This window comes from Allosalinactinospora lopnorensis (assembly GCF_000981225.1).
Classification (GTDB): Bacteria; Actinomycetota; Actinomycetes; order Streptosporangiales; family Streptosporangiaceae; genus Allosalinactinospora; species Allosalinactinospora lopnorensis.
Map to the genome: position 1 here is coordinate 20,946 of NZ_LAJC01000004.1, position 16,699 is coordinate 37,644.

Genomic DNA, 16,699 nt, shown 5'->3' on the forward strand with positions numbered 1-16,699 from the left:
GCTGCGAAGAGCGGTCGATGTCGACCCGTGCGGGCGGATGAACAGGGGATCGCACGGGTTTGCCGGGCACGCGAAACCAACGATACTTCGCGTCATATCTGAAGTCAGCGCGAGTCGCGCGGTATCGGGGGAATGTCAGGGAAATGTCAGCGGCGCCTCAGGGACACTAAGGCCCTGAGCAGCCCATTCCTGGACGGCCGTCGTGGGTGGCGCGGAGGGGTTCCCTGGTCGGGCGGCCTATTGCGGCCACATCGGCGACGCGGCGGCATGCCGGGGTGCTCACCATGCCGCGGATGGGTACGGTCCACACCGGCGCGCCCGCGCCTGGTGCCGCGCCGCGCGCGAAGGCATCCTGGAGACGAGCGCGGGCGCCGATCAGTCGACCGGGATCGGCGTGGTCTCACCGGGCGGCACGTGCTCGTCGGCAACGCCCCAGACCACATCCAGCAGGTCCTCCAGCGCGTGGACCAGTGAGGCGTCGATCAGTTCATAGCTCACCTGGCGTCCACGCGCCGTGGTGCGCACCAACCCGCACTCGCGCAGGCAGGCAAGATGATTGGAGACGTTCTGCCTGGTCAGACCAAGCCGCTCGGCGAGCCCCGCCGGGTAGCCGGGCCCTTCCAGCAGGGCCAGGAGAAGCCGGCAGCGAGTGGGGTCGGAGAGGGCGCGGCCAAGGCGCTGGATCGCGGAGAGCCGCTGGTCAGAGGTCAACATGAAAATCATTGTACATTGTTTGCTGTATTGACAGCTTAGACTGTATAAACAGTGACGGCTGAACAATGCCTCACCGGACGACCAAGGGGAGCACATGGGTGCCGGCCACGGACACGGGCAGCCGACCGCGGGCGCCGCCAATCGAGGGCGCCTCGCCGTCGTGCTGCTCATGATGCTGAGCGTCGCGGCCGTACAGGTCCTCGGCGCCGTCGCGACCGGCAGTCTGGCGCTGCTCGCCGATGCCGGGCACACCGTGACCGACTCCTTCGGAGTGGCCCTCGCCCTGGCCGCGGTGTGGATCGCCGCCCGCCCCGCGTGCATGAAGCGCACGTTCGGCTATCAGCGCGCCGAGATCCTGGCCGCCGCCCTGAACGCCCTCGTGCTGTTCGCACTGTGCACATTCATCGTGGTCGAGGCCATCGACCGGCTACAGAACCCGCACCCGGTCGCCGGGCCGGGGATGGTGATCGTGGCCGCGATCGGGCTGGTGATGAACATCGTCGCGCTGCTCGTCCTGCGGACCGGGCAGAAGGAGAGCCTCAACGTCCGCGGCGCCTACCTGGAGGTCATGGGCGACGCGCTGGCCTCGCTCGGCGTGATCGCCGGCGGGATCCTCATCTGGCTCACCGGCTGGGAGCGCGTCGACTCCCTCATCTCCCTGGCCATCGCCGCCGTCATCGTCCCCCGCGCGTGGAACCTGCTGCGCGAGGCGGTGCACGTCCTGCTGGAGGCCACACCGCGCGACATGGACCTCAACGAGGTCCGCGCGCACATGCTGCGCCAACCAGGGGTCATTGACGTCCACGACCTGCACGCCTGGACCATCACCTCCGGCGTCCCCGTCATGTCGGCGCATGTCGTGGTCACCGAGGATCGGCTCGCCGACGCCGGTAGGATGCTCGATGAGCTGCACGCCTGTTTGACCGGCCATTTCGATGTGGAGCACTCCACCCTGCAGATAGAGCCCGAGGGGCACGTCGACCACGAAGGTGCGCGCCACCACTGAAGGAGCGCTCCCCGGTGGCCCTCCTCCACCGCGGCGCATCGTATCCGGCCGGGACACCGCGGAGCGGAGACCCGGCGCTAAGGGGTACTCGCAGGCGTGCATCCACGGCTCTTTATGGGAACATCGCTTCCGACCAGCGGTGACGACGAGAGTGGAGGCGGAGTGTGCCACTGAGGGACTCCGGCTTACGCAGCCGCCTCGTGCGCCTGCTACACCGCGGCAGGCGCAGCGTCTCACCGGGCCAGGACATACCGCGCATACCGTGGGGGCGTCCCGCACGGATGTTCGTCGCCTTCTTCGCCATCGTCGATCTCACCGGGGCCGGACTCCTCATGCTGCCCGCCGCGACCACCGGGAACGAAGGACTCGCCCCCGTCGATGCGCTGTTCACCGCGACGACGTCACTGGCCGTCTGCGGGCTGAGCGTGATCGCGATCGGCACGGACCTCTCCGTGTTCGGCCAGGTCGTCGTCATGATGCTGATCCAGGTCGGCGGTATCGGCATCATGACGCTGGCCTCGGTGCTGGGCGCCGTGGTGATCCACCGGTTCGGGCTGCGCATGCAGCTCAGCACCCAGGCCGAGACCCGCAACCTCGCCATCGGAGACGTCCGCGACGTGGTGCGGCGTATCGGCATGGTGAGTCTGACCTGCGAAGGGGTGGTCGCCCTGATCCTCATCCCCCGGATGTGGCTGGGGTACGACATCCCCCTGGGTTCCGCTGTGTACAGCGGTGTCTTCCACGCGGTCTCCGCCTTCAACAACGCAGGACTGTCCCTCTACGACGACAGCCTCATGCGCTTCTCCGGCGATGCTGCCATCCTGCTGACGGTGGCCGTCGCGACCATCCTGGGCGGCCTGGGCTTCCCGGTGCTGCTGGAACTGCGCCGGCACCTGCGTTCCCGCACAAGTGGACCCTGCACGCCAAGCTCACGATCTACACCACGCTGCTGCTCTACTTCGGCGGGGCACTGGTCGTGCTCGTGCTGGAGTGGTTCAATCCCGCCACACTCGGCCCACTGAACTGGCCGGCGAAACTGATCGACGGCGTGTTCCACGGGGTCATGCCGCGCAGCGGCGGGTTCAACGTCGTCGACGTAGGCGCGATGGACGAGTCCACGTTGCTCGTCACCATCATGCTGATGTTCGTCGGCAACGGCAGCGCCGGCACGTCCGGCGGCATCAAGGTCGCGACCCTCGCGGTGATCTTCCTGGTGGTGTGGGCGGAGATCCGCGGCCACACGCAGGTGCACGTTTTCGGCCGCCGCCTCTCCCCCGGCGCCATCCGGGAAGCATTGAGCCTGCTGTTCCTGTTGATGACAGTGGTGGTCGTTTCCACGGTCGCCCTGCTCGCCACCACACCGTTCGACGTCATCCAGGTGCTGTTCGAGGTAGTGTCAGCGAGCGGAGTTGTCGGGTTGTCCACCGGGATCACTCCGGAGCTGCCGTCGGCCGCACAGCTGCTGCTGGTCGTGCTGATGGTGGCCGGCCGGATCGGTCCCATCACCTTCGCCTCGGCACTGGCACTGCGCGAGCGGCGCCGTCGTTACGACTTTGCCGAGTCACGGCCGATCATCGGCTGACGGAAACTGAGGAGTGCCAGTGCAGCGCGCTAGGCCCAACGACAAACGGGTACTGGTCATCGGGCTGGGCAGGTTCGGTAGTTCCCTCGCTCTGGAACTCGTAACGCACGGCTGGGAGGTCCTGGGCATGGACTCCAACCCACGACTGGTCCAGTCCTACGCCGACATGCTGACCCACACCGTGGTCGCCGACGCCACCGACGACGAGGCACTGCGCCAGGTCGGTGCGCACGAGTTCAAGCGGGCCGTGGTCGCCATCGGCACCCACCTGGAGGAGAGCATCCTGGCCACCTCCCTCCTGGTGGACATGGGAGTCCCGGACATCTGGGCGAAGGCCACCAGCCGCCGACACGGCCGTATCCTGCAGCAGATCGGCACCCATCACGTCGTCCTTCCCGAACACGACATGGGTGAACGCGTGGCCCACCTGGTCTCGGGCCGGATGCTGGACTACGTGGAGCTGGAGGAGAACTTCGCGCTCGGCAAGACCCGCGCCCCCCGCGAGCTGCTCGGCCGCAAGCTCGGTGAAACCGGGGTCCGGTCGAAGCACGGCATCACCGTCGTCTGCATCAAGCGGCACGGCGAGGCCTTCACCTACGCGACCGCCGAGACCATCCCGCAGAAGGGCGACATCATCGTCGTCGCCGGAAAGACCGAGGACGTCGAGCGCTTCGCGGAGATCAGCTGAGCTCTCGGGGACACCGCTCCGCGTCCCCTTGGTGTCCCATGTCCGGACAGCCCCAGAATTGACAATCATTTTCATTTTCCCGATGATTGGCGATATGCGATCTGGGATGTCAGCGAAGGTGACGGCGGTATGCGCCGCCGGTGTGGTGATCACGGCTGTGGCCGGCTGCGGCGACGAGGGCACCTCCGGCGGAGGGGACGGCGCGGACCCCGGCCTCAGCCTGGTCACCGGCGTCTACCCGCTCGAATGGCTGGCCGCCCAGGTCGGCGGTGACCGCGTCGAGGTGCGGAACCTGACCGAGCCCGGCGTCGATCCGCATAGCCTGGAGCTGTCCCCGCGCGAGATCGGCCGGGTGAGCGAGGCCGAGGTCGCGTTCTACATCACGGGCCTGCAACCCGCGATCGACGACGCCGTCGCCCAGGAGGGCGCGGAGAACGCGCTTGATGTCGCCGGGCTGGTCGACCTGCTCCCTGCCGGCGGTGAGGACGACTACGGGCACGACCACGGCGAGGAGGATCCGCACATGTGGCTCGACCCGAGCCGCATGAGCGAGGCCGCCGACGGCCTCGCCGAGCACCTGGCCGAGGTGGACCCCGAGCACGCCGACGAGTACCGGGCCAACGCCGAGGCGAGCATCGAGGAGCTGACGGAGATCGACGGCGAGTACGCCGCCACTCTGGAGGACTGCGAGAGCCGCGACATCGTGGCGAACCACGCGGCTTTCGGCTACCTCGCCGAGGACTACGACCTGAACCAGATCAGCGTCAGCGGAATCGACCCCGAATCCGAGCCCTCCCCGGCCCGCATGGCCGAGGTCGCCGATCTGGTCGAGGAACACGACATCACAACGGTCTTCACCGAGACTCTGGCCCCGCCCGAGACCGCCGAGACGATCGCCGAGGAGACCGGGGCGAAGACCGCGGTGCTCGACCCGCTCGAAGGCATCACCGAGGAGTCCCCCGGGGACGATTATCCCTCGGTCATGCGGGCCAACCTCGACGAGCTGGGTTCCGCCCTTCGCTGTTCCTGAGTCTGCCCGGAGGGCATCGGACAACGGCCCCGCCGAGCTGCTCGGCGGGGCCGTTCGTATGCAATCCCACCTGGGATTTTGCGGATTGTTACACAACGGTACCCACCTGCAAAAGTCTCGGACAGTCCGTATGCACGTGCGCTATCCTGTTCAAAGTACGGTGCTGATGCACGTGCATACGACAGTGCACAGACGCGTCGTACTCGAACCCGCACTTCAGTTGGATGTAAGGAGCTTCACGTGACCGCTTACAACGGCATCGCAGCCGCAGAACTGCAAAACGCCGTCTGGCAGAAGAGCCTGCGCAGCAACTCCCGCGGCGCCTGTGTCGAGATGGCCAAGCTCCCCGACGGCTCCATCGCCATGCGGAACTCCCGTTTCCCCAGTGGTCCGGCGCTGGTCTACACCCAGGCCGAGATCGATGCGCTGATCATGGGCGCCAAGGACGGCGACTTCGACAACCTGCTGAGCTGAACTCTCCCCAGCGCCGTCAAAACGCGTTACGTGACGCGGAGGAGGAGCTCCACGGCAACACCAGGGGGGGTGGGGCTCCTTCGCTTCCGCCCCTCTTTTCCGTTCGAGCCCCGGTGGTCAGATCTCGCCGATCATGCTCTTGAGGATGCCCCGGGTCTCCACGGGCGGCTCGGCAACAACACTCAGCCGTTCCATCGCCATCGTGTAGGTGTCGACCTCAGTCCGCTTGTCAAGGCAGAGCGAGCCGGTGAGCTGCTCCAGGTAGACGATGTCGGAAAGGTCGAAATCAGGGTAGCGCAGAATCGTGAAGGAACCGGCTTCGGCCGCGTGCGCCCCGATGCTGAACGGAATGACCTGTAACGTGATATTGGGGTGATCGCACAGTTCGATCAACCGCTGCAGTTGTCTGCGCATGATGCCGGGGCCGCCGACGGGCCGGCGCAACACGGTTTCGTCGAGGATCGCCCACAGCTTGACGCCGGTGTGCTCCTCCAGGCGTCGCTGTCTTCGCAGCCGCACTGCGACGCGGTCCTCCACGTTGGGGTCGGAACCGGAGGATCCTCCCGCGATGACGGCGCGAGCGTACTCCTCGGTCTGCAACAGGCCGGGAACGAGCTGGGCCTCGTACAGCCGGATCCGGGTGGCCGCTTCCTCCAGGCCGACGTAGGCCTGGAACCAGTCGGGCAGCGCCTCGCCGTACTGCTGCCACCAGCCGGGCTTGTTGGTGTCCTTTGCGAGCTGGACCAGCGTGTCGACCAGTTCCTGGTCCTCGACGCTGTAGAACTTCAGCAGGTCTTCGACATCGCGCTGTTTGAATCCGACGCGGCCCAGTTCCATGCGGCTGATCTTGGATTCCGAGCCGCGGATCTCGTGGCCGGCGTCGCTGCGGCTGATCCCTTTGGCCTCGCGGTACTTGCGCAGTTCGGAGCCGAGGAGCATACGGCGAACCGTAGGACCGCTGCCCTCTTTCAAGCGGGCAAAGTCCACAGCCACTGCTCCCCCACCCTTCACTGCTTCGCCAACCTACTGTCGAGAGGAGCCGCCTCCACGCCCAGCGGCGCCCTTGCACGGTTACACGATATCGCTGTTGGGGACTTCCGTTGGGATGACGGGACACTACGAACAGGAATTGACACAGCGGTGGAGTCGCTCACGTCTTTTAAAGTAAAGAACATCAGGCGGTCGATCAGCTGAACAGCGCCCAGACGAACTTGCCGACGGGGACGGTGGGCACGACGCCCCAACTGGTCGCGAAGCACGAGACGAGATGCAGCCCGCGCCCGGTTTCCAGCATGAAGTCGGGTTCCCGGCGCACCGGGAGCCGGTCGTTGGCGTCGCGGACGGCGCAGACCAATTCCCCTCCGCGTCGCAGCAGACTCAGCTGCACCAAAGGGGCATCAGCGATGCCGCACGGTCCCGGATTCGGCCCATGCCGCAGCGCGTTGGTGACGAGTTCGGAGGCGACCAGTTCGACGTTGGAAGCGAAGCGGGCCATGTTCCACTCCCGGAGGACGGCCAGCGAGATCTCGCGGGCCGTCGCCGGCGCCCCGGTATCGGCTTCCAGCCGCCAGGTAAGCGAGTCGTAACTGCCCGTTCCCCTCGGCGCGCCCCTCTGCGCCGTCCCTTGGCGCAGCGCGGGAAGCCACCACGCTCGGGGCGGCCCTGCATCGAGGGCCGACGTATGTCCCTCTTCCCACGTCCTACCCATCGAGTCCTGGGTTGATTGTCCGGTCACCGCGATCCCCTTCGCCGTCTGCAGTCGTCACGATCGCCTGGCGGTACCGGCGCGGGCCGTTACCGGCACCCTTCGAGGTTCCCACGTGCAAGGCCCGGATGCACGTGCATCTTCCCCGTGCAGACAATCTTAGGCCACGGAGCGCACAAGGTTCAGCAAAAACTCAGACTTCCTCTCAACCTTTCCTGGATGGCCGCTCGGAAGCTGTCACGTACCTCACACACGGAAAGGAAAAGAGGAGGTGAGCCGGATACTCCGGCGATATTCCGGATTCCGCGCCGTCTCGCCGCTAAGCGGCGAACGCGTGATCACCGGGGATTCGATCCGGGTAATCGGTGATGATCCCGTCCACCCCGTCGCGGACCAGTCGGCGGATCGCGTGCTCGTTGTTGGCCGTCCAGCCGAACATGGCGAGTCCCCGCGCGTGGGCGTGCCGTACATAAGGAGCGGTCACCTGGAGGTGGTGCGGGTTGATCAGGTGGGCGTAGCGGGCGATCCTGCGCAGTCCGAGCCGCCTGTAGGCCCTGCCGAGCACGGCCACCCGCAGGCCCGGCACAGAGGCCGCGACTGCACGGAGGGCGAACGGATCGAAGCTCTGCAGAATGAACCGCCCTTCGCCGATCGCCTCCCGCCAGTACGTGTCGGCACGCAGGCACGCGATCAGCCGGCGGCACATCCCGGGATCCCGGCGCTCGACCTTGAGCTCCACCAGCACACCCATGCCACTGGCGCGCACCGTGTCCAGCGCCCCCTCAAGAGTGGGAACAGGCTCTCCCGCGAAACGCCGGCCGAACCAGGACCCGGCGTCGAGGCGGCGGATCTTCGCGAGCGTGAACTCCGAGACACGCCAGGATCGGCGGTCCGGGAAGACGCGGGCCACGTCGGTGGTGCGGCGCGGGGTCGGGTCGTGCATGGCCACGAACTCGCCATCGGCGGTCGTCCGCACATCGATCTCGACCATGTGGGCCCCGTACGCGCGGGCCGGCCGCAGCGCGGCCAACGTGTTCTCGGGTGCGTAGCCGGATGCTCCCCGATGAGCGACGACGATCATCCGCACCGCCCTCCCTGCCCGCTAGCTGGAGCCCGCGCCGGCGCCAAGGCCGTCGAGGACCGCAGGCCGGCGGTGAGAGCACGCCCCGACCTCACCCACTGTCCCGGCCTTGCCCCGGTGGGGCGCCCTCTAGCGCCAAGATATCCCGCCACCAGGCAAATTTTCACCGCTTTACGCCTTAACAGCAGCCCACCGCCCGGTACTCGGCCTCCCCGTGGCCGGGGACAGGAGCTACTACGCCTCCTCGCTGTGGAGCCCGTAGAAGGCGCGGGCATTGGCCGACAGCGCGCGTTCGGCGAGTTCGGAGCCGAGTACCCGAACGACCAGATCCCGGTCGCCGGTACGGAACGGCCGCGCGGCCCGCGTCGAGGGCAGGTCGGTGCCGAACATCAGGCGTCCGGATCGACGGCGGCGATCGAGCGCAGTGCGGCGGCGATGTCGATGTCGCCGCGGCCGAACCCGGTCGCCTTGACCCGAGCGCCCGAGGCGACGAGATCGAGCAGGGCGGGCAGCCCGTCGGCCGAGAGCCCGAGGTGGTCCACACTGACGCGCGGCAGGGCCGCGATCCTGGGTGCCAGGTCGGGAAGCTCCCGCGAGTCGATGTAGAACTCCGCGGGCCAGTCGAGCAGCCGTGCGGCACGCGCCCCCAGGTCGACGAGCGCGTCGATGTCGCCACGGCCGGCACCGCGGTGCACGTTGAACCGCAGCGCGCGCACCCCGGCCGCGTGCAACCTCCGCAGCTCGGCGTCGGAGGCCTCCGGGGGCAGCTGCGCCACCCCCACGAACCCCTCCCCCAGTTCACGGAGCGCGGCCACCAAATGGTCCGGTGCCTCCCCCTGGTATGAGGCCGCCACCACGGCTCCTCCGGTCACCCCCAGGTCCGCGACGCGAGCGCGGTAGTCGGCCACCGTGAACGGTTCGGGCCGGTAGCCCTGGTTCGCCACAAGCGGGAAACGGGGGTCGATGATGTGGAAATGGGCGTCAAACACCTCTGGCTGCCCTTCTTGCTCGCGGACGCGGCACGGTGCCGACCCGTACCTCGTTCCAAGGATCGACCACGCCAGGGGCTGGAGCACATCGAGACCTGTCCACGGGTCGCACTCGGTCGGGCCTGGTCCCGGCCGAGCCCGCGTGGGATGCTGACGCCAGGCGGCACGGCGACCTACCTGGGAGACGTCATGACCGAACCGCGTGCCAGCCGCCCGTTCATGCCCGGCTACGGCATTCAGAGCCCCCATGAGGGGAGCGGCCTGCTGCCGTGGTCCTGGGCGGAGGAGCGGCTGCGGACCTCGCACGACTACTGGGTGTGCACGGTCTGGCCCGACGGCCGCCCGCACACCATGCCGGTCTGGGCCGTGTGGGACGCCCAGGAGCTCTGGTTCTGCAGCGGGCGCCGGTCACGCAAGCCTGCGACTTGATCCGCGGATCAGTGTCTCCACAGCCGACACCAAGCAGCCCGTGGTCGTGGAGGGCCGGGCAGGGATCGTCACCGAGAAAACGGTGCTGGAGTACCTGCTCGCGCTGATCAACGCCAAGTACCGGACGAGTTACGCGATGGAGTTCCTGGATCCCGGCCTGAACTCCACGGTCCGCGTGCGGCCGTCCCGGGTGATCGCACTGGACCTGGACGACTTCGAGGGCTCGCCGACGCGGTGGACGTTCGACCCGGCCTGAGTCCCGCCGCGACCGCCTACGTGTCCGCTTCTCTGGCGGCCACACGCCGACCCCGCATACCACCTAGTCGGTATGAAGTGGATAGGATCGCTGCCATGTGTCCCGGACCACCCATCTGGAGGTAAAGCTATGTCTGAGACCCCGCGTGTCGCGATCGTGACCGGGGCAGCCCGGGGAATCGGTGCGGCCACCGCGCGGCGACTGGCGGCCGAAGGCCACTCGGTCGCCGTCATCGACCTCAAGCAGGAGGACGCGCAGCACACCGCCGAGGAGATCACCGCCGCCGGCGGCACCGCGATCGCGCTCGGAGCCGACGTCAGCGACGCCGACCAGGTGACGGCCACCGTCAACCAGGTGGCCGAACGCCTCGGCGCGCCCGCGATCCTGGTGAACAACGCGGGAGTGATCCGCGACAACCTGCTGTTCAAGATGTCCGAGGAGGACTGGGACGCCGTAATGGGCGTGCACCTGCGCGGCTCCTTCCTGATGAGCCGGGCCGTCCAGTCCCACATGACCTCCGAGGGCTGGGGGCGCATCGTGAACCTCTCCAGCGCCTCCGCACAAGGCAACCGGGGACAGGCCAACTACTCGGCGGCCAAGGCGGGCCTGCAGGGCTTCACCAAGACACTCGCCATCGAGCTCGGCAAATTCGGGGTGACGGCGAACGCGGTGGCACCGGGGTTCATCGCCACGGACATGACCAAGGCCACCGCCGCCCGCGTCGGCATGGAGTTCGAGGACTTCAAGAACGCCGCGGCGGAGAGCATCCCGGTCCGCCGCGCCGGCACGCCCGAGGACGTCGCCGCCACCATCGCCTTCCTCACCAGTGAGGAGGCCGGGTTCGTCTCCGGCCAGGTCATCTACATCGCCGGCGGTCCTCTGGACTAGCGGCCGCTCCGGGATCCTGGCGCCCCGGCGCGCTTCGGATCCCGCCCCGGTTCCTCGGGCGTACCGCGGCCGGCGGCGCGCCCGCGGGATCAGAGCAGCGAGGCGGCCTTGCCGATGCCTGCGACGGCTTCGTCGATATCGGCGTCGGTGATCTCCAGGTGGGTGACAAGCCGGATGGTCTGCGGGCCCATCGGGAAGCAGCCGACACCGTGCCCGGTGAACGCCTCGGCGTAGCGCGCGGCCCTCCCCTCGGGGGTCGTCACCAGGACCATGTTGGTGCGGGCGACGGCACTCAGCCCGGAGACCCGGGAAATCCCGTCGGCCAGCCGCTCGGCGCGGGCGTGGTCGTCGGCCAGCCTGTCGATGTGGTGGTGTAGGGCGTGGAGGGCGCCGGCTGCGATGATCCCTGCCTGGCGCATACCGCCGCCGAACAGCTTGCGGGCGCGGCGGGCCCTGCGGATGGTCCCGGCGTCTCCGGCGACGGCCGAACCGACCGGCGCGCCGAGCCCCTTGGAGAAGCACACCGACACGGTGTCCGTCCCCGAAGCCACCTGCGCCGGGGCCACCCCCAGGGCGACGGCCGCGTTCCACAGCCGCGCCCCGTCCAGGTGCAGGCGCATGCCGTTCGTGTGCGCGAAGTCGGCCACACGCCGCTGCGCGGCGATCGGGACCACCCGCCCGATGAAGGTGTTCTCCAGGCTGACGAGGCCGGGTCGGGCCCGGTGGACGTCGTCGATCCCGGCGGCCCAGTGCTCCAGTAGTTCCTGGGGCGGGTACCCTTCCGGCGCACTGTAGGTGCGGGGCAGCGCCCGGCACAGAACCGAGAGGCCGCCCTGCTCGTTCGCCACGACGTGCCCGAGTTCGTGTGCCCAGACCTCCTCGCCGCTGTCGACCGAGACGTAGACCGCGATCTGGTTGGCCATGTGACCGGAGGGCACATACAGCGCCGCTTCCTTGCCGAGCAGGGCCGCGACCTCCTCCTCCAGCCGGCGGACAGTGGGATCCTCACCGAAGACGTCGTCGCCGACCTCGGCATCGGCCATCGCCTGCCGCATCTCCGGCGTAGGACGGGTGATGGTGTCGGAACGCAGATCAATCACGGCGCCGTTTCCCCTTTCCACGCGGGAGATCGTCGGGGTTCAGCTTAGCCACCCTGGTCCGCCCGCGACCGCGGACGGCCGTCCGCAACGGCGGGCCCTTCAGTCCAGCTTCCTCTCGATGGCGTCGATGACCTCGGTGACGGCGTGCTCCACGCACTCGACCCCGCTCCCGTAATCCAGGTGGTGGTCGGAGAGCACAGCGATCAGGTACTCCTGGTCGCCGACCGCGACCCGGCCCGCGCTGTTGATGGCCCAACGGCCGCCGTCGCTCTCCAGCGGGACCCAGCCGTTCTTGAGTTCGGCCGTTTCGGGGTCGCCCGCGACCGAGACGCCCCACGCCTGCTCCGGCGCGACCTCGTCGAGCAGTTCGCGCGCGTATCCGCGACTGGCCTCCGAGAGCAGGCCGTCGTTGGTGAATATGCTGCGCAGCAGGTTCCGCTGGTCGGCGGCCGTGGTGGTGGTCGCGCCCCACACGCCTCCGGCTCCGGGCTCGGTGTCCCGCAGCCCGATGCGCTCGTTCCCCTCTGTCAGGCCGGTGTCGAAACCGATGAGCTCGTAGAGGGTGTCGGCGACGTTGTTGTCGCTGTACCGGATCATCTGCCCGGCGAGCTCGCGCTCCTGCCGGGTCAGCTCGCGCTCCTCGTCCTCGGCCTGGAGAAGCAGCAGGGCCAGGATGTCCAGCTTGACCAGGCTTCCGGTGACGAACTCCCGGTCAGCCTGGTAGTCGTAGGTGATCCCGGTGGTCAGCTCCTGCACCGAGAGGGCCAGCCGGCCTTCGCGGTCGGCCAGGTACCCGTCGAGGCCGCCAGTGATGCGCTCCTCCTCCGCGGAGGTCAGGCGGACCTCGTCGTCGGTGGCCGAGGGCTGGGGCGGCGGTGGTGTTTCGGCCTGCTCCTCCTGCTCCCCGGCAAGGGGCGGAAGGAGGGCAAAGGTGAGCACCGCCGCGAACGCGGCGGCCAGCAGGGCAAGATCGATGGCGACCCGCCACCGCGGCCGCGGTGCCTCGGGGTTCCGCTGGTCTTCTCCGGGATCGTCGAGTTCGCTCATGCGGTGTCGCACTCCCTTCACCTTCGAACGCCCGGGGGGAAGCGGAAGATGAGGCACGGCGAGCGGGAGGACACCGGGCCGTTCTGGAACGGTAACAGAGGGCAAACACTGCTTTCTAATACGACATACCGATTCGTCCGATTAAGCGGCATTGGAGTAGTACGCCCACCGCACGGCGGAGGAGGGAGAGGGCCGGGACTCGCGGGAAACGCCGCACCTAACGGACAATCGTCAGGAGGCGCGGGCCCCGGGTTTTCCCCGGATCCGAAGGCACACCCGGAAGCACACTCCGAGGGGAGCGAGGCGCATGGCACCGGTTCGGGTTCTCATCGTGGGAGCGGGCGCGCGCGGCGGCCGCTACGCCGACTGGATCCGCCGCCACCCCGATGTCGCCGAAGTGGTCGCGGTCGCCGAGCCTCGCGCGCAGTACCGCGAGCCGCTGGCCGACACCCACCACCTACCGCCGGAGCGGCGCTTCTCCGGGTGGGAGGAGGCCGCGGCACACCCCCGGCTGGCCGACGTCGCACTGATCTGCACGCTTGACGACCTGCATCTCCGGCCCGCCATCGCGTTCGCCGACCTGGGGTACCACCTTCTCGTCGAGAAGCCCCTCGCGCAGACACCGGAGGAGTGCGCGGCCATCGTGGCAGCCGCGCGGCGGAACAACGTGCTGCTGGGGGTCTGCCACGTGCTGCGCTACGCGCCGTACACCCGGCTCCTGCGGACGCTCGTCGACTCCGGTCGGATCGGGGAGGTCGTGAGCGTCGACCACATCGAACCCGTCGGATTCTGGCACTACGCGCACTCCTACGTGCGGGGCAACTGGCGCCGGACCGAGGACTCCGCTCCGATGCTGCTGGCCAAGTCGTGTCACGACCTCGACTGGCTGCGGCACATCGTCGGCAGAGAGGCCGTGGCGGTGTCGTCGTTCGGTTCGCTGCGGCACTTCCGCCCCGAGCAGGCGCCTGAAGGCGCGGCCGACCGCTGCCTCGACTGCCCGGTCGAGCACAGTTGTCCCTACTCCGCCCCGCGGATCTACGGGCGGTTCCTGGACCGCGGCGTCACCGGATGGCCGCTTACGGTCCTCACCCCCGTCCCCTCGCAGCGGACCGTGACCGAGGCCCTGCGCGAAGGGCCCTACGGCCGCTGCGTCTACCGCTCCGACAACGACGTGGTGGACCACCAGGTCGTCTCACTGGAGTTCGCCGGGGGCGCGACCGCGACGTTCACCGTGTCGGCGTTCAACCGGGCGCGGCCCCGGGAGACCTTCGTCCACGGCACACACGGCGAGCTGTACTGCGACGGGACCCGGATCACCCACCATGACTTCCTGACCGACTCCACAGAGACACTGGACGTCGCCGAGCACAACGACGGCCTGATCGGATCCGGGCACGGGGGCGGCGACGGCAACCTCCTGGCCTCCTTCTTCCCCGCGGTCGCGGCCCGGGACCCCGCCAAGGTCATCACGGACGGCGAGGACACGCTCCGTTCCCACCTGCTGGTGTTCGCCGCGGAACAGGCCCGCCGCGAAGGACGCGTGATCCGCTTGGACACCCCCGCCTGGACCGCGGACGCGGAGGAGTGGGCGGGGACCTGGCCGGAGGCGCTCTACGGCCCGGCCCGGTCGGGCTAGTCGACGCCGCGGGCCGTCATGGCCTCGCCCATGGCCTCGGCCGATCGGACCAAGCCGACGATCACCGGCACCACCATCAGGTGCGGACGACCCCGCAGCCCGCGGGCGAGGTAGGCCTCGCGCGAGGCCCGCCAGGCCGAGGCGACCATGGGGATGGCGCGGACGGTCAGGGCGAGGACCAGGGCCACGCGTTCCGGCCGCACACCGACGAACCGCAACGGGCGGGCGAGACGCTCGAACAGGGCCAGCATCTCACTCACCCGGGTGGTGAGCGTGACCAGACCGGACAGCAGCACGGCGACAGCGAGTTGGGCGCAGACCCGGAGCGCGACCTGCCAGTCGCCGGTGAACGCCTGGAACAGCGCGATGAGCGCGAGGAACGGGAGCACCGGACGGAGCGTCCGCCAGGCGTACCGCGGCGGTAGCCCGCACAGTGGGTAGAGCAGCGCGCAGCCGAGCGCCGCCGCGGCCGCGGTCCACGGATGGCCGACCACGATGACGGCCGTCACCGCACCGAACAGGCCGAGGAGTTTCGCGCCCACCGGGATCCGGTAGACCGCGGAGTCGCCGGGGACATAGAGGCCGAGCATGCTCACGGCGCGGGTTCCCCGCCGACGGGCTCCGGAGGCTCCTCCCGCGGGGGATCGTCCAGCCTGCGCCGCATGAGCTGCGTGTAGTGGGCCACGGCGACGTCGGGGACACCGTCGAAGACGATGCGCCCCTCGTCCATGACGAGCACGCGGTCGAAGTCTCCCAGCGTGTCCAGGTGATGCGTGAGGAGAACGATCTGCTGCGGAAGCGTGCGGAGGGTTCGCTGGATCATTGTGACGTTGCGCAGGTCGAGCAGGGTCGTCGGTTCGTCGCAGACCAGGATCTCGGGTTCGGTGACCAGGACCGAGGCCAGCGCCAGCATCTGCTTCTGCCCGCCGGAAAGCAGGTGCGCGGGGTGGTCCCGGTGTCCGTCGAGGCCGTGCCGCCGCAGGATACGCTCCACCCGTTCCTCGATCTCGATGCGGCTCAGCCCACTGCCGCGCAGCCCGATCTCGACGTCTTCCCCGACCGTCGGCATGATGATCTGGGTGCCGGGGTCGGCGAAGACGAATCCGACCCGCCGCCGGATCTCCTTCGCGTACCTGCGGGTGTCGCGTCCGTCCAGAAGCACCCGCCCGGAGTCGGGAACGAGCAGCCCGTTGAGCATCCTGGCGAGCGTGGACTTCCCGGATCCGTTCGCACCGATCACCCCGATCCGGCGCTCGGTCAGGTCCGCGGAGACGTCATGGAGCACCGTTCGCCCGTCATAGGCGTGCGTCACATTCTCCAGTTGCAGCATGAGGCGAGATCATCCCTGGTCGGTACGGAACGGCACGGAACGCTGTAGCGGTCTACGCCGCCGTTTCCTCGGCGACCCGCCGTCCGGCCGGCGGAATCGGGTACGCGCGGTACACGGCCGCCGCGATCCCCGCGGCCAGGACCGCCTTCGCCAGATCGCCCGGGAGGAAGAGGTAAACGCCGACGACCGCGGCGAGGAGTTCGTCGCCCAGCACAACGGCGCTCCACGGCACTCCGACGAGGTAGACCACGACGATGCCGCCGAGGATGTTGATCCCCAGACCGGGCCAGAAGCGGTAGCGGGGCATCATGCGCTGCGCGAGGAGGCCGATGACCAAGGCCCCGACCACCCAACCGAGCAGGTACCCGCCGGTCGGACCGAGAAACGGCGCCAGTCCGCCGCGTCCGCCGGGCAGCAACGGGAGCCCGGCCAGCGTGAGGGCCAGGAAGGTGAGGACGGCGAGCGTCCCGCGCTTCGCCCCGAGGAGGCTGGACGCGAGCATCACACCGAGCGTCTGCAACGTGATGGGAACCGGCCCGACCGGAATCGAGAACGGCATGCTCAGTACAGCGAGCAGTGCCGCGAACACCGCGATGAGCGCCGCGTCGCGGGCCGTGAGCCCTCGGTACCGGACACTGGACGTGGGGTCGTTTGCCATGGTTCTTCCTGTCTCGTCGTGACACCCGAAAGCGGACTGTACGCCACCTATTGTCGGCTATGCCCGGTTCACAGGAGGGGTGGGGA

General features: G+C 68.7%; 19 protein-coding genes and 1 pseudogene. 9 read left to right on the forward strand and 11 right to left on the reverse strand.

Annotated features, from left to right (window positions below):
* Positions 1-375 precede the first annotated feature (375 nt).
* Positions 376-723, reverse strand: coding sequence for a Cd(II)/Pb(II)-sensing metalloregulatory transcriptional regulator CmtR (cmtR, locus tag VS93_RS02500; protein WP_046468398.1), 348 nt, complete (start codon positions 721-723; stop codon positions 376-378).
* Between the two features lie 85 nt (positions 724-808).
* Here cmtR and VS93_RS02505 point away from each other — a divergent pair, with 85 nt between their 5' ends.
* The 5 genes and pseudogenes from VS93_RS02505 to VS93_RS02525 all read left to right on the forward strand — a co-directional run bounded on the left by VS93_RS02505 (position 809) and on the right by VS93_RS02525 (position 5,494).
* A complete protein-coding gene (locus VS93_RS02505; RefSeq protein WP_046468399.1) occupies positions 809-1,720 on the forward strand; it encodes a cation diffusion facilitator family transporter in 912 nt (303 codons plus the stop codon).
* Between the two features lie 281 nt (positions 1,721-2,001).
* Positions 2,002-3,302: pseudogene (locus VS93_RS02510) on the forward strand (TrkH family potassium uptake protein).
* A 19-nt stretch (positions 3,303-3,321) separates the two neighbouring features.
* Entirely contained in the window at positions 3,322-3,990 is a 669-nt protein-coding gene (locus VS93_RS02515; protein ID WP_046468400.1) for a potassium channel family protein, read from the forward strand.
* A 106-nt stretch (positions 3,991-4,096) separates the two neighbouring features.
* Complete coding sequence (locus VS93_RS02520) at positions 4,097-5,020, forward strand: metal ABC transporter substrate-binding protein (RefSeq protein ID WP_236700298.1); 924 nt, start codon at positions 4,097-4,099, stop codon at positions 5,018-5,020.
* A gap of 240 nt (positions 5,021-5,260) precedes the next feature.
* On the forward strand, positions 5,261-5,494 hold the full coding sequence (locus VS93_RS02525) for a DUF397 domain-containing protein (RefSeq protein WP_046468402.1): 234 nt from the start codon (positions 5,261-5,263) through the stop codon (positions 5,492-5,494).
* Between the two features lie 117 nt (positions 5,495-5,611).
* On the opposite strand, the gene VS93_RS02530 is transcribed toward VS93_RS02525, so the two are convergent.
* The 5 genes from VS93_RS02530 to VS93_RS30900 all read right to left on the reverse strand — a co-directional run bounded on the left by VS93_RS02530 (position 5,612) and on the right by VS93_RS30900 (position 9,269).
* Complete coding sequence (locus VS93_RS02530; RefSeq protein ID WP_046468403.1) at positions 5,612-6,433, reverse strand: helix-turn-helix domain-containing protein; 822 nt, start codon at positions 6,431-6,433, stop codon at positions 5,612-5,614.
* Between the two features lie 247 nt (positions 6,434-6,680).
* The gene (locus VS93_RS02535) at positions 6,681-7,229 is read right to left on the reverse strand and encodes an ATP-binding protein (protein ID WP_052745476.1); all 549 of its coding nucleotides are present in this window, start codon (positions 7,227-7,229) and stop codon (positions 6,681-6,683) included.
* A gap of 289 nt (positions 7,230-7,518) precedes the next feature.
* Entirely contained in the window at positions 7,519-8,280 is a 762-nt protein-coding gene (locus VS93_RS02540) for a glycerophosphodiester phosphodiesterase (protein WP_046468405.1), read from the reverse strand.
* Positions 8,281-8,514: 234 nt separating this feature from the next.
* Positions 8,515-8,670 (reverse strand): hypothetical protein, encoded by a 156-nt coding sequence (locus tag VS93_RS30895; RefSeq protein WP_236700299.1) that lies wholly within the window; start codon positions 8,668-8,670, stop codon positions 8,515-8,517.
* Positions 8,670-9,269 carry an amidohydrolase family protein gene (locus VS93_RS30900; protein ID WP_236700300.1) on the reverse strand — a complete coding sequence of 200 codons (600 nt, stop codon included), beginning with the start codon at positions 9,267-9,269 and terminating at the stop codon, positions 8,670-8,672. The genes VS93_RS30895 and VS93_RS30900 overlap by 1 nt, the downstream gene beginning before the upstream one ends.
* Before the next feature lie 147 nt (positions 9,270-9,416).
* Here VS93_RS30900 and VS93_RS30905 point away from each other — a divergent pair, with 147 nt between their 5' ends.
* The 3 genes from VS93_RS30905 to fabG all read left to right on the forward strand — a co-directional run bounded on the left by VS93_RS30905 (position 9,417) and on the right by fabG (position 10,842).
* Positions 9,417-9,698, forward strand: coding sequence for a pyridoxamine 5'-phosphate oxidase family protein (locus VS93_RS30905; protein ID WP_236700301.1), 282 nt, complete (start codon positions 9,417-9,419; stop codon positions 9,696-9,698).
* Positions 9,699-9,744: 46 nt separating this feature from the next.
* Positions 9,745-9,954 (forward strand): hypothetical protein, encoded by a 210-nt coding sequence (locus VS93_RS30910; protein WP_236700302.1) that lies wholly within the window; start codon positions 9,745-9,747, stop codon positions 9,952-9,954.
* 129 nt (positions 9,955-10,083) lie between these two features.
* The gene (gene fabG / locus VS93_RS02555) at positions 10,084-10,842 is read left to right on the forward strand and encodes a 3-oxoacyl-ACP reductase FabG (protein WP_046468406.1); all 759 of its coding nucleotides are present in this window, start codon (positions 10,084-10,086) and stop codon (positions 10,840-10,842) included.
* A gap of 89 nt (positions 10,843-10,931) precedes the next feature.
* Here the strand turns inward: fabG and VS93_RS02560 are convergent, their stop codons facing one another.
* Both VS93_RS02560 and VS93_RS02565 read right to left on the reverse strand, forming a co-directional pair.
* Positions 10,932-11,942, reverse strand: a complete 1,011-nt coding sequence (locus tag VS93_RS02560) for a threonine aldolase family protein (RefSeq protein WP_046468407.1) — start codon at positions 11,940-11,942, stop codon at positions 10,932-10,934.
* A 99-nt stretch (positions 11,943-12,041) separates the two neighbouring features.
* Positions 12,042-12,989: a serine hydrolase gene (locus VS93_RS02565; RefSeq protein ID WP_052745477.1), complete on the reverse strand. Its 948-nt coding sequence runs from the start codon at positions 12,987-12,989 to the stop codon at positions 12,042-12,044.
* Between the two features lie 307 nt (positions 12,990-13,296).
* Between VS93_RS02565 and VS93_RS02570 the strand changes: the two genes are divergently transcribed.
* On the forward strand, positions 13,297-14,625 hold the full coding sequence (locus tag VS93_RS02570; RefSeq protein ID WP_046468408.1) for a Gfo/Idh/MocA family protein: 1,329 nt from the start codon (positions 13,297-13,299) through the stop codon (positions 14,623-14,625).
* On the opposite strand, the gene VS93_RS02575 is transcribed toward VS93_RS02570, so the two are convergent.
* The 3 genes from VS93_RS02575 to VS93_RS02585 are packed head-to-tail and all read right to left on the reverse strand — an operon-like array spanning position 14,622 to position 16,613.
* Positions 14,622-15,221: an energy-coupling factor transporter transmembrane component T family protein gene (locus VS93_RS02575; RefSeq protein WP_046468409.1), complete on the reverse strand. Its 600-nt coding sequence runs from the start codon at positions 15,219-15,221 to the stop codon at positions 14,622-14,624. The two genes, VS93_RS02570 and VS93_RS02575, sit on opposite strands and share 4 nt — an antisense overlap.
* Positions 15,218-15,955, reverse strand: coding sequence for an energy-coupling factor ABC transporter ATP-binding protein (locus tag VS93_RS02580; protein ID WP_046468410.1), 738 nt, complete (start codon positions 15,953-15,955; stop codon positions 15,218-15,220). Before VS93_RS02580 ends, VS93_RS02575 begins: the two co-directional genes overlap by 4 nt.
* 52 nt (positions 15,956-16,007) lie before the next feature.
* The gene (locus VS93_RS02585) at positions 16,008-16,613 is read right to left on the reverse strand and encodes a biotin transporter BioY (protein ID WP_173434240.1); all 606 of its coding nucleotides are present in this window, start codon (positions 16,611-16,613) and stop codon (positions 16,008-16,010) included.
* Positions 16,614-16,699: the final 86 nt, after the last annotated feature.